Source organism: Streptomyces filamentosus, from assembly GCF_014654895.1.
In the GTDB taxonomy this organism is placed as follows: Bacteria; Actinomycetota; Actinomycetes; order Streptomycetales; family Streptomycetaceae; genus Streptomyces; species Streptomyces filamentosus.
The window spans coordinates 344706-359364 of sequence record NZ_BNBE01000003.1 but is presented as its reverse complement, the minus strand read 5'-3'; the positions used below and the strand labels follow the sequence as shown (position 1 = coordinate 359364).

The 14659-nt window shown below is 74.9% G+C and carries 14 protein-coding genes, 1 pseudogene and 1 riboswitch; of the genes and pseudogenes, 7 read left to right on the top strand and 8 right to left on the bottom strand.

Translation table 11 applies throughout. From position 1 onward, the window contains the following. Positions 1-293: 293 nt before the first annotated feature. The 3 genes and pseudogenes from IE326_RS29075 to IE326_RS29065 all read right to left on the bottom strand — a co-directional run bounded on the left by IE326_RS29075 (position 294) and on the right by IE326_RS29065 (position 2313). Positions 294-710: pseudogene (locus IE326_RS29075) on the bottom strand (SCO2097 family morphological protein). 274 nt (positions 711-984) lie between these two features. Further along, complete coding sequence (locus tag IE326_RS29070) at positions 985-1773, bottom strand: class I SAM-dependent methyltransferase (RefSeq protein ID WP_150227745.1); 789 nt, start codon at positions 1771-1773, stop codon at positions 985-987. Between the two features lie 66 nt (positions 1774-1839). Next, on the bottom strand, positions 1840-2313 hold the full coding sequence (locus tag IE326_RS29065; protein WP_170313798.1) for an SAV_6107 family HEPN domain-containing protein: 474 nt from the start codon (positions 2311-2313) through the stop codon (positions 1840-1842). 261 nt (positions 2314-2574) lie between these two features. On the opposite strand from IE326_RS29065, the gene IE326_RS29060 reads away from it, so the two are divergent. From IE326_RS29060 to IE326_RS29040, 5 genes are all read left to right on the top strand, one after another. Continuing rightward, positions 2575-3504, top strand: a complete 930-nt coding sequence (locus IE326_RS29060) for an ATP-binding cassette domain-containing protein (protein WP_229915781.1) — start codon at positions 2575-2577, stop codon at positions 3502-3504. Continuing rightward, entirely contained in the window at positions 3476-5626 is a 2151-nt protein-coding gene (locus tag IE326_RS29055) for a YhgE/Pip family protein (protein WP_190043753.1), read from the top strand. Before IE326_RS29060 ends, IE326_RS29055 begins: the two co-directional genes overlap by 29 nt. Positions 5627-5655: 29 nt before the next feature. Then, positions 5656-6267 (top strand): TetR/AcrR family transcriptional regulator, encoded by a 612-nt coding sequence (locus IE326_RS29050; RefSeq protein WP_150227748.1) that lies wholly within the window; start codon positions 5656-5658, stop codon positions 6265-6267. A 295-nt stretch (positions 6268-6562) separates the two neighbouring features. Beyond that, complete coding sequence (locus tag IE326_RS29045) at positions 6563-7201, top strand: DUF4126 domain-containing protein (protein WP_150227749.1); 639 nt, start codon at positions 6563-6565, stop codon at positions 7199-7201. Positions 7202-7211: 10 nt separating this feature from the next. Further along, a complete protein-coding gene (locus IE326_RS29040; protein WP_190043752.1) occupies positions 7212-8642 on the top strand; it encodes a phytoene desaturase family protein in 1431 nt (476 codons plus the stop codon). Between the two features lie 22 nt (positions 8643-8664). Here IE326_RS29040 and IE326_RS29035 read toward each other — a convergent pair whose 3' ends face one another. The 5 genes from IE326_RS29035 to IE326_RS29015 all read right to left on the bottom strand — a co-directional run bounded on the left by IE326_RS29035 (position 8665) and on the right by IE326_RS29015 (position 13075). Beyond that, positions 8665-9531, bottom strand: coding sequence for a chromosomal replication initiator protein DnaA (locus IE326_RS29035; protein ID WP_190043751.1), 867 nt, complete (start codon positions 9529-9531; stop codon positions 8665-8667). Between the two features lie 54 nt (positions 9532-9585). After that, positions 9586-10500 carry a methylenetetrahydrofolate reductase [NAD(P)H] gene (gene metF / locus IE326_RS29030; RefSeq protein WP_150227751.1) on the bottom strand — a complete coding sequence of 305 codons (915 nt, stop codon included), beginning with the start codon at positions 10498-10500 and terminating at the stop codon, positions 9586-9588. A gap of 159 nt (positions 10501-10659) precedes the next feature. Continuing rightward, positions 10660-11313, bottom strand: a complete 654-nt coding sequence (thiE, locus tag IE326_RS29025) for a thiamine phosphate synthase (RefSeq protein WP_190043750.1) — start codon at positions 11311-11313, stop codon at positions 10660-10662. 72 nt (positions 11314-11385) lie between these two features. Then, positions 11386-11751 (bottom strand): Rv2175c family DNA-binding protein, encoded by a 366-nt coding sequence (locus IE326_RS29020; RefSeq protein WP_030756553.1) that lies wholly within the window; start codon positions 11749-11751, stop codon positions 11386-11388. A gap of 100 nt (positions 11752-11851) precedes the next feature. Then, positions 11852-13075 (bottom strand): NAD(P)/FAD-dependent oxidoreductase, encoded by a 1224-nt coding sequence (locus IE326_RS29015; RefSeq protein ID WP_190043749.1) that lies wholly within the window; start codon positions 13073-13075, stop codon positions 11852-11854. Between the two features lie 82 nt (positions 13076-13157). Further along, a riboswitch (TPP riboswitch) is annotated at positions 13158-13271 on the top strand. Between IE326_RS29015 and thiO the strand changes: the two genes are divergently transcribed. Both thiO and thiS read left to right on the top strand, forming a co-directional pair. Further along, on the top strand, positions 13269-14459 hold the full coding sequence (gene thiO / locus IE326_RS29010; protein WP_150227754.1) for a glycine oxidase ThiO: 1191 nt from the start codon (positions 13269-13271) through the stop codon (positions 14457-14459). (Overlaps the previous riboswitch by 3 nt.) Beyond that, positions 14456-14656, top strand: a complete 201-nt coding sequence (thiS, locus tag IE326_RS29005) for a sulfur carrier protein ThiS (protein ID WP_150227755.1) — start codon at positions 14456-14458, stop codon at positions 14654-14656. Before thiO ends, thiS begins: the two co-directional genes overlap by 4 nt. The last annotated feature ends 3 nt before the right edge of the window (positions 14657-14659 follow it).

Genomic DNA, 14659 nt, shown 5'->3' with positions numbered 1-14659 from the left:
GCGGGACGGGCGGGCACAGGGACGGCGCCCCCTGCCGGGCCGAGGCTCTCCGGGCCTGGACCCGCACCTCAAGCGCACTGCGCACGGGGTGCGGGTCCAGGCCCGGAAGCGGAAGCATCCGCGCAGGGTGCCGTTCCGTCGTGCCCACCGGTTCCGCCCCGGCGGAACGACTGCCCACAACGGAACGGCGCCACCGCGTCGGCGCAAGGGCCCTGGAACGACTCGGCCCCGCCGGGGCTCGGGGCCGGCGGGGCTGGGGTCACGGGGGTGCGGGGCGTCCGCTCAGGGGGGCGTCAGTGGCCGCCGCCCTGCTGTTCGTCGCGGCGTCGCTGCCACCGCGCCTCGATCCGGTCCATCATGGAGCGTCGCGCCTGGGTCCGACGGCCTCCGGCCGCCGTCCCGCCCCTGACCTGCTACTGCTCTCCCGGCCGGGGCGCCTTGCGCCATCCGGTCACCACCAGGACCGCGCAGCCCAGCATGACGAGGAATCCCACCACACTGATCCAGATCAGGCCGTCCTCGTAGAAGACCAGCCCGGCCATGAGGAGCGCGATACCCACCAGGAAGCCGGCGACTGCCTGATACACCCGTCGCCGGGTGTACGTGCGCAGCCCGCTTCCTTCGAGCGCTGTCGCGAACTTGGGGTCTTCGGCGTACAGCGCTCGCTCCATCTGCTCGAGCATTCGCTGCTCGTGCTCCGAGAGCGGCACGGAGTCCTCCTAGTCGTCGGCCGCGGGGGCGACCGGTTTGCGGCCCTTTCAGGATAGGCAGGGAATCGCCCCCGTGAAACCCGCCCTCAATGCCGAACAGCCAATCCGGGCCGCCACGCGGATCGGTTGGTGAGGCGTTGATTCCCCAGCCGCCCGCCCGTCATGCCGGATGGTTTCACTCGATCATACGGCGCGAAGCCGTCTGCGGGGCTGCCTGCGGCAGAGCGGGGCCCACACCTCCGAACGGGTGGCGGGGGCCCTGGGTTCCGCCGTCTCAGACGGGCTTCTCGGCGAGGACGTGCAACTGGGTGGCGACGGCGTGGAAGGCGGACAGCTCGGCGGCGGCCGCCTCCAGCTTCAGCAGGGCCTCGGCGGCGCCGGGCTCGGTGTCGACGAGGACGCCGGGCACGAGGTCGGCGAAGATCCGGACGCCGTGGACGGCGCCGACGGAGAGCCCGGCCTCCTCGGCCAGTCCGGTGAGCTGCTCGGCGGTGAAGCGCCGGGGCACGGGGTCGCCGTCGCCCCAGCGTCCGTCGGGGTCGCCCAGTGCGGTGCGGGCCTCGGTGAAGTGTCCGGCGAGGGCACGGGCGAGGACCGCGCCGCCGAGTCCGGCTCCGAGCAGGCTGAGCGCGCCGCCGGGGCGGAGCGCGGCCACCGTGTTCCGCACGCCCTCGGCCGGGTCGTCCACGTACTCCAGGACGCCGTGGCAGAGGACCGCGTCGTAGGCGCCGCGCTCGACGACGTCGAAGAGGCCGCGGACGTCGCCCTGGACTCCGGTCACCAGCTCGGCGACCCCGGCCTCGGCGGCGCGGCGCTCCAGCGCGAAGAGCGCGTTGGGGCTGGGGTCGACGACGGTGACGCGGTGGCCGAGGCGGGCCACCGGCACCGCGAAGTTGCCGGAGCCGCCGCCGGTGTCCAGGACGTCCAGGCTGCCCTTGCCGGTGGTCCCGACGCGGCGGTCGAGGGCGTCTTTCAGGACGTCCCAGACGACGGCGGTTCGCAGAGAGGCGCGCGACGGGCGCGACGACGCCTCACGGCCGAAGGCGGGGGAAGGGTCCGGCACGGCTCTTGACTCCTCGGTGACGGGTACGGACCTCCCCACCCTATGGCCTCCGGGGCGCCGCGCGGATCAACCGGCGGCCCCGTCCTCGGGGGGCTGCCGGGGCAGCACCGGCCGGAGCGCGAGCAGCCGCTCCACCAGGCGGAGGAAGTGGGCGGCGTCCCTGAGGAGGTCGTCGGCGTCGCGCGCGGTCGCGGCGTCGGCGACCCCGGCTTCGGCGAGCGCCCTGCGCCGGGCGCCGGAGGCGAAGAGGACGCTCCACTCGGTGAGCTCGGGCGCGAGCTGCGGCAGGAGCTCCCAGGCGCTCCTTATGGCCTGGCGGCGGCGGGTGGGGGGCACGGGCCGGGCGCGGGCGGCGAGGACGGCGGCCGCGGTGCGCAGGGCGGCGAGGTGCGCGGTGGCGTACCTCTCGTGGGGGCGGTCGAGGGCCGCGGCCTCGTCGAGTCCGGCGCGGGCCTTGGCGAGCAGGTCGAGGGCGGCGGGCGGGGCGGCGGTCCTGCGGGACACGGGGTGGACGTCGGCTGCTGCGAAAGGACTGGCCATGACGAGCCTCCTGTCGTCGTGTGACGGTCTTGTCGCCGTCTGTGTCCATCGTGCAGGCACCCACTGACAATCACGCTGACCTGGGACTTTGCCAGCGAAGCGACTCCCGGGTAACTTTTGGACTGACCAGTCAGTCCAAAAGAGGGGAAGCGGGGGGGTGGGTCCGTGGGATCCGAGGACCTGAGCACAGGACCGGCTCCGGAGGGGGCCGGCGGGGAGAGCGGCTCCGGCGGCGGGCCGGCGGCGCGCGGCGCCGAGGTCGTGGCCGAGGGGCTGGGGCTCAAGGGCCCCCGCGGCTGGGCCTTCCGGGACGTGTCGCTGCGCGCCGGGGCGGGCGCCCTGGTCGCGCTCGAAGGGCCTTCGGGCACCGGCCGCACCTGTCTGCTGCTCGCGCTCACCGGCCGGATGAAGACCCAGGAGGGGCACGCCGAGGTCGGCGGGCTGCGACTGCCGCGCAAGATGGCCGCCGTGCGCCGGATCGCCGGGCTCGGCCAGGTCCCCGGCGTGAGCGAGCTCGACCCCTCCCTCACCGTCGCCGAGCACCTGCGCGAGCGGGCGCTGCTCCAGCGCCGTTTCGACGGCTCGGTCCGCGCCCTGCTGCGCCGCCCCGGCACCCGGGCGGCCGAGGCCAGGGCCCGGATCGCCGAGGCGCTGGCGGCCGCCGGGCTCGACCTCGCCGCCCTGCCGAAGGGCGAGCGGACCTCCGTACGGGACCTGGAGCGCCTGGAGGCGCTGCGCCTGTCGATCGCCCTGGCCCTGATGGGCCGGCCCCGGCTGATCGGCGTGGACGACACGGACCTGAAGCTGTCGGACGCCGACCGGGCCGAGGCGTGGGCGCTGCTGCGCGCGGTGGCCGCCGGCGGCACCACCGTCCTCGCCGTCTGCAGCGAGGCCCCGGCGGACGCCCTGCGCATCACCACCGTCGGCACCGCCGCGGCCACCCCGGCCACCGGGCCCGCAGAGCCCACCGAGCCCGGCACGGCCGCCGGGCCCGGCACGGCCGCCGGGCCCGGCACGGCCACCGAGCCCACCGCAGTCACCGAGCCCGCCGCGGCCGAAGAGCCCGCCGAGACCGCCGAGACCACCCCGGCCACCGAGCCCGCCGCGGCCGAAGGGCCCGCCGCGGCCACCGAAGACGACATCACCGAGGAGGGGGCGGCCGATGCGCTCGCCGAAACTGGCCGCGCTTGAGCTGAGGCGCTTCGGCAGGGGCAAGCTGCCGCGCGCCGCGCTCGTCGCGGTCCTGCTGCTGCCGCTGCTGTACGGCGCGCTGTACCTGTACTCGTTCTGGGACCCGTACGGCCGGCTCGACCGGCTCCCCGTGGCCCTGGTCAACGAGGACCGCGGCGCCACCGCCGACGGCAGGCGGATCACCGCGGGCGAGGACATCACCGAGGGGCTGCTGGACAGCAGGACCTTCGAGTGGCACCGCGTGAGCGACGCCGAGGCGCGCGAGGGCGTCGAGGACGGCAGGTACTACCTGTCCCTGACCGTGCCCGGCGACTTCAGCGAGCGGATCGCGTCCAGCTCCGGGGACTCCCCCGAGACCGGCGCCCTGAAGGTCCGCACGAACGACTCCAACAACTACATCGTCGGCCAGATCTCGCGGACGGTCTTCTCCGAGGTGCGCACCGCCGCCTCCACCAAGTCCTCCCGCACCTTCCTCGACAAGATCTTCATCTCCTTCTCCGACATCCACGAGGCCACCGCCGAGGCCGCCAAGGGCGCGGCCGACCTGAAGAAGGGCGTGGACAAGGCGAAGAAGGGGTCCAAGGACCTCTCGGACGGCCTGAAGGACGCCAAGACCGGCAGCAGCGACCTGGCCTCCGGCCTGAAGAAGCTCGACAAGGGCTCCAAGGACCTCCAGAGCGGCGCCCGCAAGGTCGCGAACGGCACCCAGACCCTCGCCGACAAGGTGAACGGCACCGCCGACAAGGTCCGCCCCTACCTGGCGAACAACGGCAGGTCGATCCGCGACACCGCCAAGCTGGTCTCCGACTCGGCCACCGCCGCCCGCAACGACCTGGCCGACCTCGTCGAGCGCGCCCCGCTCCTGCGCTCCGCCGCCCACAAGGCGGACGACACCCTCGGCCGGCTCCACCGCGAGTCCTGCGAGAAGCCCGGCGCCGCCACCACCCCGCCGGTGGAGCTCCCCGAGGGCGTGACCCTGCCCGAGGGGTTCGTCCTCCCGGACACCAAGGAGTTCTGCGCCGCCCTGAAGGAGGCGTCGACCACCGCCGGCGACGTGGCCACCGTCGCGGACGACGTGCACGAGCTGACCAAGGACAGCAAGGGCGACCTGAAGACGCTCGACACCCGGCTGAAGAAGCTCAAGAAGGAGGCCGACGAGCTGGCGGCCCGCGCCCCGCACCTGGACGAGGACGTCGAGGGCGCCATCCGGAAGATCAACGAGCTCAACAGGGGCGCGAAGAAGGTCGCCGAGGGCGCCGAGCAGCTGCACACCGGCGTCAGCGGCGCCCGGGCCGGGTCGGTCAGCCTGGACAGCGGCGTCGGGAAGCTGAAGAAGGGCGCCGGCGACCTCGACGGCGGCCTGTTCAAACTGGCCGACGGCTCCGGCTCGCTCGCCACGGGCCTCAAGGACGGCGTCGACAAGATCCCGGACTACGACAAGGACGAGCGCGACCGGCGCACGGAGGTCATGGCCGACCCGGTGAAGCTGGCCGCCCAGTCGCTCCACAAGGCGCCGAACTACGGCACGGGCTTCGCCCCGTACTTCATCCCGCTCTCCCTCTGGGTCGGCGCGATGGTCGCCTACATGATCATCCAGCCGATGAACCGCCGGGCCCTCGCCGCGGGCGCCTCCGCCTGGCGGATCGCGCTGGCCGGCTGGCTCCCGGTGGCGGCGATCGGCGTCCTCCAGGTCGGCGCGCTCCTGTCCGTCCTGCACTGGGGACTCGGCCTGGAGATGGACCGGGCGGCCGGCACGGTCGGCTTCCTCGCCCTGGTGACCTGCTGCTTCGCCGCGATCATCCAGTGGCTCAACGCCCGCTTCGGCGCGGCCGGGAGGATCCTGGTCCTGGCCCTGCTCATGGTCCAGCTGACCTCGGCGGGCGGCACCTACCCGGTGCAGACCAGCCCCGGGTTCTTCAACGCCGTCCACCCCTTCCTGCCGATGACCCACGTGGTCGAGGCGCTGCGCCGGCTCATCACCGGCGGCGGGCTCGGCCCGGTCTGGGAGGCCGTCGCCGTCCTGGCCGCCTTCACCCTCGGCGCGCTCGCCCTGACCGCCGTCACCGCGAGGCGCAAGCAGGTGTGGACGCTGGACCGGCTCCACCCGGAACTGTCCCTGTGACCCGCGCCGCCTCTGTGAGAATCGACCCCATGGACAGCAGCAGCACCCGCCGCCGGGCCACCCGCGCCAAGCTCTACGAGGCGGCCGTCACCCTCATAGCCGAGCAGGGGTTCTCGGCCACCACGGTCGACGAGATCGCCGAGCGGGCCGGGGTGGCCAAGGGCACGGTCTACTACAACTTCAAGAGCAAGACCGAGCTCTTCGAGGAGCTGCTGCGCCACGGCGTCTCCCTCCTCACCGCCTCCCTGCGGACGGCGGCCGAGGAGACGGCGGCCCGCGGCGGCAGCCGGGTCGCCGCGCTGGACGGGATGATCCGCGCGGGCCTGGTCTTCATCGACCGCTACCCCGCCTTCACCCAGCTGTACGTGGCCGAGCTCTGGCGCACCAACCGGGCGTGGAACTCCACGCTCCTGGTGGTGCGCCAGGAGGCGGTCGCGGTGGTGGAGGGGGTGCTGCGCGAGGGCGTCGAGGCCGGCGAGCTGAGCGAGGAGATCGACGTCCAGCTCACGGCGGCCGCCCTGGTGGGCATGGTCCTCGTGGCCGCCCTCGACTGGAAGGCATTCCAGAGCGAACGCTCCCTCGACGACGTGCACGCGGCGCTGTCGCTGCTGCTGCACGGGCGCGTGGGCGGGGGCCGCTGAGCCGTCCCCGCCCCGTCCGGACGACGAGAAGCGCCGGTCCCGCGAGGCTCGATCCCCCCGAGCCACGCCGGACCGGCGCTCCGTTTCGTACACCCCCGTGCACGTCCCCCGTGCCGGCAGGCGCGCGGCTCCGTTCCGCCGCCCCGTGCCGGCGGTCCCGGAGCCGCGCCCCTTCCGTGGGCTCCACTCTCTCCTCCGGGCGGCCCCTCCCCCATCCGCGCGGGTACTCATCTCGGGGGCTGAGTACGCGTACTCAGCCGTGACGGACGGGCGCCGTCTCGTTACGATCGCGGACGTGTCCGTACTCCCCCTGGTCTTCACGAGCGGCTGGGCGAGCGGGATCAACGCGTACGCGGTGGTCCTGCTGCTCGGCGTCTTCGGCGCGACCGGTCTCACCGACGAGGTGCCCGAGGCGCTCCAGCGCACGGACGTCCTGATCGTCGCCGGCGTGCTGTTCCTCTGCGAGGCGGTCGCGGACAAGATCCCCTACGTGGACAACGTGTGGGACTCCGTCCACACGGTGATCCGGCCGGTGGCGGGCGCCGTGGTGGCGGCGCTGCTGGCCGGGGAGAGCGGTTCGCTGCCGGAGCTGGCGGCGGGGGCGATCGGCGGCTCGACGGCGCTGATGAGCCACCTGGTCAAGGCGGGCACCCGGATGGCGGTGAACACCTCGCCGGAGCCGTTCTCCAACATCGCGCTCAGCACCGGCGAGGACCTCGCGGTGGCGGGCGTCATCACCTTCGCGATCTTCCACCCGGTGGCGGCGGCGGTGATCGCCGCCGTGCTGCTGGCGCTCGGCGTGTGGCTGCTGGTCTTCCTCGCGTCCCGGATCCGGCGCTTCCTCCGCCGCCGGGCACAGCGCCGCGAGGAGCGCAGGCTCGCGGCGGCCGGGGGCGGCCCACCTGCGGACCGTTCCGCCGGCGGAGGCCGATAGGGTCCCTGACATGGGACGGATCGTGGTGATCGGCGCGGGTCTGGGCGCCATGGCGACGGCGGCGCGGCTGGCGGTCGCCGGACATGCGGTGACGGTGTACGAGCGGTCGTCGACGTACGGCGGGGCGGTCGGCCGCTTCGAGCGGGACGGCTTCGCCTTCGACACCGGGCCGGGGCTGCTGCACCTGCCGGCGGTCTACCGCGACCTGTTCGTGAAGACGGGGAAGAAGCCGCTGGAGGAGTGCGTCGGCCTGAGCCAGGTCGACCCGGCCGCCCGGCACGTCTTCGCCGACGGCACGCGCGTGGACCTGCCGAACGCCTCCCGGGCGGGCACGCTCGCCGCCCTGGACGCCGCGCTCGGCGCGGGCGCGGGCGAGCGCTGGGGCGACTTCCTGGTGCGGGCCCGCGAGGCGTGGGACCGCACCCGGCGCCCGCTCCTGGAGGAGCCGCAGCCCGCCGACCCGAAGCGGCTGGCCCAGGAGCCGTACCCGGCCCTGAAGGCGGGGCTGCTGCGCCGTCCGACGCGGAGGCTCGCGCAGGTCGGGGAGCGCGAGCTGCGCGACCCCCGGCTGATCGCCCTGCTGGGCTCGTACGCGGAGGCGTACGGCTTCCCGGCGTCCTCCGCCCCGGCGTCCGCCGCCGTGCTGCCGTACATGGAGCAGACCTTCGGCAGCTGGTACGTGGCCGGCGGCATCCGGGCGCTCGCGGACGCGGTGTACGAGCGGTGCCGGGAGCGGCGGGTGGAGTTCGTCTTCGACACGGCGGTGACGGAGGTCGTCGAGAAGGACGGGCGGGCCGTGGGGGTCGGCCTGGAGACGGACGAGACGGTCGACGCCGACCACGTCGTCTCCGGCATCCCGGTGCCCGCGCTCTACGTGGACCAGTTGGTGGACTGGGGCGGCAGCGAGGACTGGGCGCCCCACCAGGTGCTGGGCACCAGCAGGGTGACGGTCCACCTGGCGCTGCGCGGGGCCCGGGAGGAGGGGGTGGCGCACCGCACGGTCGTGCACGCCGAGGACGGCCGGCCGACGGTGACGGTGCTGCGGCCCGACGATCCGGCGCTGCGGCCCGACGCGGAGCACGAGGCGGTGACGGTGACGGCCACGGTGCCGACGCATCCGGCGCGGGACTGGCAGGAGTACGCCGGCCTGATGGTGGAGGCGGCCGGGCGGGCCGTCCCCGGGCTGGCCGGACGGGAGCTGTGGCGGCACGTGCGGACACCGGACGACGTGCGCGCGGACACCGGCACGGCCGAGGTGCCGGGTCCGGCGCTGGGCGGGGCGGTCGCCCTGCTGCCGGCGGCGAACGTCTCCCCCGTCCCCGGCCTCTACTTCGCCGGCGGCTGGTCGCACCCCGGCGGCGGGCTCGCCCACGCGGGCATGTCGGGTGCGCTGGTGGCCGGGCTGATCGTGGAGGGCGCGGACTTCCGCGGCTCGCGGTGACCGGGCCCGGCCGGGCGGGACCTCAGTAGCGGTACCCGGACTGCCCGTCCGGGTGCGGCTCGTGGCCGTACTGGCCCGGGGCGTGCGGCTGGGGCTGCTGCTCGTCGGTGTCGCGCTGCTGCGGGACCCAGACGCCGCCGGGCGGGGTGTCGTAGGTGTACGAGGGGGCGTAGGGGTCGCCGTAGTACGAGGTGTACTGCTGGCCGTCCGTGCCGGGGCCGATGTACGGGTCGGAGTAGGCGGCGTACTGCTGGGGGCCTCCGGTGGCGCCGTAGTCGTAGGCGGGCTGCTGCTCGTACCCGGCGGCGTAGGGGTCGTACGCGGGCGCGGCGGGGGCGTAGCCGGCGTCGTGGCCGGGGGCGGCGTCGTAGGCGCCGGTGTCGTAGCCGCCGTACGCGGGGGCCTGCGGGGCCTGGTCGGCCGGGCCGCCGCCGTAGACGCCGTACTGTCCGGTGTCCTCGGGCAGGGGCTGCGGTTCGTAGACGGAGGTGGGGTCGTCGCCCGCGTGGAGGTGTTCGGCGTCGGGGCCGGGGGCGTGGGCCGCGCCGGCGTCCTCGTAGGAGAGGCCGGAGACCTCCAGGGTGGGGCCGGCCTCGGGGGCGGGGGCCGCCTTGCGGCGGCGGCTGGCGCCGGGGCTGCCGCCGATCGCCCAGCCGGTGGAGAAGCCGCGGCGGAAGGAGAGGGTCACGAAGGTCTGGCCGACGGCGAAGGCGACCGCGCCGGCGATGATGACCGCCTCCGAGGACATCATCACGCCGGCGACGACGCCGAGGAAGCCGCAGAAGGCGAGGATCCGCCAGCGCAGCCGCGCCTTGTACTGGAGGAGCACCTCGCCCAGCAGCCAGAGCGCCACCAGACCGAACGCGATGTAGAGGACCGTCCACCCCATGCCCCGCCGCCCCTCTCTACGGCCTCCGCCGCGGGTCGGGGCGGGTGTGACCGGTCAGGACTGCTGGTGCAGTCCGAGATTCTCGTAGATCTCGAGCGTCGCGGTGGAGCTGTTGAGCGTGATGAAGTGCAGTCCGGGGACACCCTCGGCCAGCAGACGCGCGCAGAACTCCGTCGCGAACTCGATACCGATGGAGCGTACAGCGGCGGGATCGTCCTTGACCGCGAGGATGCGTTCTTTCACGTCCGGGGGGAAGGCCGCGTTGCTGAGCTGGGGCAGTCGGTCGAGGGTCTTCGCGGTCACGACGGGCATGACCTCGGGGATGATCGGGGTCTCGCAGCCCGCCTTCTCGACGCTGTCGCGCAGCCGCAGGTAGTTCTCCGGGTCGAAGAACATCTGGGTGACGGCGTAGTCGGCGCCGGCCCGGCACTTGTCGACGAAGTGGCGGACGTCGGTGTCCCAGTCCGTGGACCGGGGGTGCATCTCGGGGAAGGCGGCGACGCCCACGCAGAAGTCGCCGGACTCCTTGATGAGGCGGACCAGGTCGGCGGCGTAGCGGACGCCCTCGGGGTGCTCGACCCAGTCGCCCAGCGGGTCGCCCGGCGGGTCGCCGCGCAGCGCCAGCATGTTGCGGATGCCCGCGTCGGCGTACTGGCCGAGGACGTTGCGCAGTTCGGCCACGGAGTGGTCGACGGCGGTGAGGTGGGCGACCGGGGTGAGGGTGGTGTCCGAGGCGATCTTCTGGGTGGCCTTGACCGTGCCGCCGCGGGTGGAGCCGCCGGCGCCGTAGGTCACGGAGACGAAGCTGGGGCCGACGGCCTCGACGCGGCGCATGGCGTTCCAGAGGACCTGCTCGCCCTTGGCCGTCCGGGGGGCGTAGAACTCGAAGGAGTACGACGTCCCGGCGGCGAGGATCTCGCGGACCGTGCGGGCGCGGTCCGTGCGGACGGAAGCGGTTCCAAGGGCCATACGGGCAGGTTAGACGGGGTCCAGGGGGCCGTGGAAACCGCGTCCGCGTACTGGACACTTTTTCGGACACCGGTACGGATGGTTCCGGCCGCGAGGGCAGGTCCCGGCCCTCGCCGGGGCCGCCCGCGCGCCCCGGGAGGACGGGACGCCGGGCGGGCGTCAGGCGCCGGCCCGCTCCCGGACGCGCTTGGCGAGGGAGGCGGCGGCCTCGGCCGGGTCGTCGGCCTCGGTGAGGGCGCGGACCACGACGATCCGGCGGGCGCCGGCGTCCAGCACCTGGTCGAGGTTGGTCGCGTCGATGCCGCCGATGGCGAACCAGGGGCGGTCCTGGGCGAGCCCGGCGGCGTGACGCACCAGGTCGAGGCCGGGGGCGTGGCGGCCGGGCTTGGTGGGGGTGGGCCAGCAGGGGCCGGTGCAGAAGTAGTCGACGCCGGGCTCGGCGGCGGCCGCGTCCACCTCGGACTCGGCGTGGCAGGAACGGCCGATCAGCACCCCCTCGCCGAGGATGGCGCGGGCGGCGGGGACGGGCAGGTCGCCCTGGCCGAGGTGGAGGACGTCGGAGCCGATGGCGTGGGCGACGTCGGCGCGGTCGTTCACGGCGAGGAGCGTGCCGTGGCGGCGGCAGGCGTCGGCGAGGACGGCGAGGTGCTCCAGCTCCTCGCCGGCCTCCATGCCCTTGTCGCGGAGCTGGACGACGTCGACGCCGGAGGAGAGCACGGCGTCGAGGAAGTCGGGCAGGTCTCCCTGGCGCTTCCGGGCGTCGGTGCACAGGTAGAGCCGGGCGTCGGCGAGCCGCTCACGAGGCGTGGGCATGGTGGTTCCCCCCGTCGGGTGGCGCCGGTGCCGCGGCGCGGGGCCCCGGCACCGGCGTGGTGGTCCGGTGTCTCAGACGGCGAGCGCCTGGGCGCGGCGCTTCACCTCCGTGCCGCGATTCTCGCCGAGGGCCTGCGCGGGGGTGCCGGGCAGGGTCGGGTCGGCGGTGAAGAGCCACTCCAGCATCTCCTCGTCGGAGAAGCCGTCGTCCCGCAGGAGCGTCAGGGTGCCGACGAGGCCCTTGACGACCTTGCCGTCCTGGATGAAGGCGGCGGGCACCTGGAGAGCGTTGTTCTCTCCGCGGCGCACGGCGATCAGCTGGCCCTCCTTCACCAGCTGCCGCACCCGCGTCACCTCCACGTCGAGCATCTCGGCGATGTCGGGGAGGTAGAGCCAGGCGGGGACGAGAGCATCGATGTTTGCGTCAATCTCGGTCACGGGACAAGCCTGCCATCCGGGACCGACAGCCGGTAGTCGGGCCCCGTCCGACCGCCTCCGTCCGGGGGTGCCGGGCCCGGCGGAAATCGGCGGACGGCCCCTACGGCTCCTGGAGGACGGCCGACTTCAGGGGGACGGCGGGGTCGGCGGCGCGGACCGGGTCGAGGGGGGTGCCTGCCTCGATGAGCCTGCGGCCCTGGGCGAGGTCGCGGGGGCGGCCGACGGCGAGGAGGGCGACGGGGACCCCGGCGCGCAGCCAGAGCACGGACCAGGAGGCGCCGGCCGGGTCGCCGCGCCGGACCAGGGTGTCGGCGCCCTCGTGGTGGCCCGCGTACTGCACGAAGCGGCCGAACTGCTCGGACCAGAAGTACGGGACGGGGTCGTACGGCGCGGGGGCGGCGTCCAGGATGTCGGCGGCGACCGTGCGGGGGCCCTGGAGGGCGTTGTCCCAGTGGTGGACGAGGAGCCGCTCGCCGTAGCGGGCGGAGGGGAAGGAGGCGCAGTCGCCGACCGCGTACACGTCGGGCAGGGAAGTGCGCAGCCGGTCGTCGGCGGTGACGGCGCCGCTCGGGTCGAGGGCGATGCCGGAGCCGTCGAGCCAGCCGGTGGCGGGGCGGGCGCCGATGCCGACGACGACGGCGTCGGCGGGCAGTTCGCGGCCGTCGGCGAGGGCGACGGCGCCGGGCCGGACGGTGTCCACGCGCGCGTGGGTGAGGAGTTCGGCGCCGCTCTCGGCGTACCAGCCGGCCATGGCGGTGGCGACCTCGGCGGGCAGGGCGCCGGCGAGCGGGAGGGCGGCGGCCTCGACGACGGTGACGGCGCAGCCGGCCTCGCGGGCGGCGGTGGCGAACTCGGCGCCGATCCAGCCGGCGCCGACCACGACGACGGAGCTGCGGTCCGCGAGGACGGGGCCGAGGCGGACGGCGTCGTCGAGGGTGCGCAGCAGGTGGACGCCGGGGACGCCCTCGGTGCCGGGCAGGGTGAGCGGGTGGGCGCCGGTGGCGATGACGAGGACGTCGTAGGGGAAGCGGCCCTCCTCGGTGACGAGCTCGTGGTCGGCGGGGCGCAGTCCGGTGACGTCGAGGCCGAGGCGGAGGTCGACGCCGAGGGACTCGAAGTCGACGTCGAAGGCGGAGTGTTCGGCCTTGCCGAGGAGGACCGCCTTGGAGAGCGGGGGCCGGTCGTAGGGCTGGTGGGGTTCGGCGCCGATGAGGGTGACGGGGCCTTCGAAGCCCTGTTCGCGCAGGGCGACGGCGGTCTGCACGCCCGCCATGCCCGCGCCGACGATCACCACGTGCCGCTGGGTCTGCTTCTGCTCGCTCACCCGTCCACCTTACGCACCTGACGAACCGTCAGAACAGAGGCCCCCTGTGGCGCCCCGGCGACGGCGGCTAGGGTGGCGGGCACACACCACTCGCGGGAGCCCGGACGCACCGGGCTGAGAGGGAGGCTGGCCGGCCTCCGACCGTACGAACCTGATCCGGGTCATGCCGGCGAAGGGAGGGGCGGGAACGCCCATGCGTCCTTCCGAAGGAACAGAAGACCGTCGGACCACCGACGTCCTCGTGATCGGCGGCGGCGTCATCGGCCTCGTCACCGCCTGGCGGGCCGCCCGGCGCGGGCTGACCGTCGCCGTCGTCGACCCCGAGCCGGGCGGCGGCGCCGCGCGGGTCGCGGCCGGCATGCTCGCCGCCGTCACCGAACTGCACTACGGCGAGGAGACCCTCCTGGGGCTCAACCTCTCCTCCGCCGCGCGCTACCCCGCCTTCGTCGCCGAGCTGGAGGAGGCCGCCGGCCTCGGCGTGGGCTACCGCGCCTGCGGCACGCTCGCCGTCGCCCTCGACGCCGACGACCGGGCCCACCTGCGCGAACTGCACGCCCTCCAGACCCGCTGCGGGCTGGCCTCCGAATGGCTCAGCGGCCGCGACTGCCGCCGGCTCGAACCCATGCTGGCGCCCGGGGTCCGCGGCGGCCTCCGGGTGGACGGCGACCACCAGGTGGACCCGCGGCGGCTGGCCGCCGCGCTGCTCGTCGCCTGCGAGCGGGCCGGGGTGGTCCTCCACCGGGCCCTCGCCGAGCGGCTCTCGGTGGCCGGCGACCGGGCGCGCGGCGTCGTCCTGCGGGACGGCACGGAGCTGACCGCCGGGCAGACCGTCCTCGCCGCCGGCAGCCTCAGCGGCCGACTCGCGGGCCTGCCCCCGGCGGTCGTGCCGCCGGTCCGCCCGGTGAAGGGCCAGGTCCTGCGGCTGCGGATCCCCGCCCCGTACGCCCCCTTCCTCTCCCGCACCGTCCGGGCCGTGGTCCGCGGCAGCCACGTCTACCTGGTGCCGCGCGAGAACGGCGAGCTGGTCGTCGGCGCCACCAGCGAGGAGCTGGGCTGGGACACCACGGTGACCGCGGGCGGGGTGTACGAGCTGCTGCGCGACGCCCACGAGCTGGTGCCCGGCCTGACCGAGCTGCCGCTCACCGAGACCCTCGCCGGGCTGCGGCCCGGCTCCCCCGACAACGCGCCGCTGCTCGGGCCGAGCGCCCTGCCGGGCCTCCACCTGGCCACCGGGCACTACCGCAACGGGGTCCTCCTCACCCCCGTGACCGGCGACGTCATGGCGGAGGTGCTCACGACGGGCGTCCTCCCCGACGAGGCGCGCCCCTTCTCCCCCCGCCGTTTCCCCGCCGTCCTCTCCGCACGTCAGGAGCAGCCCGCATGAACGTGACCGTGAACGGCGAGCCGCGCGCGCTCGCCGGCCCCGCCACCCTGGCCTCCCTGGTCGCCACCCTCACCACCGCCCCCGCCGGGGTCGCCGCCGCCCTCAACGAGACGGTCGTGCCGCGCGGCGAGTGGGCGGCGACCCCGCTCGCCGAGGGCGACCGGGTCGAGGTGCTGACCGCGGTGCAGGGGGGCTGAGCG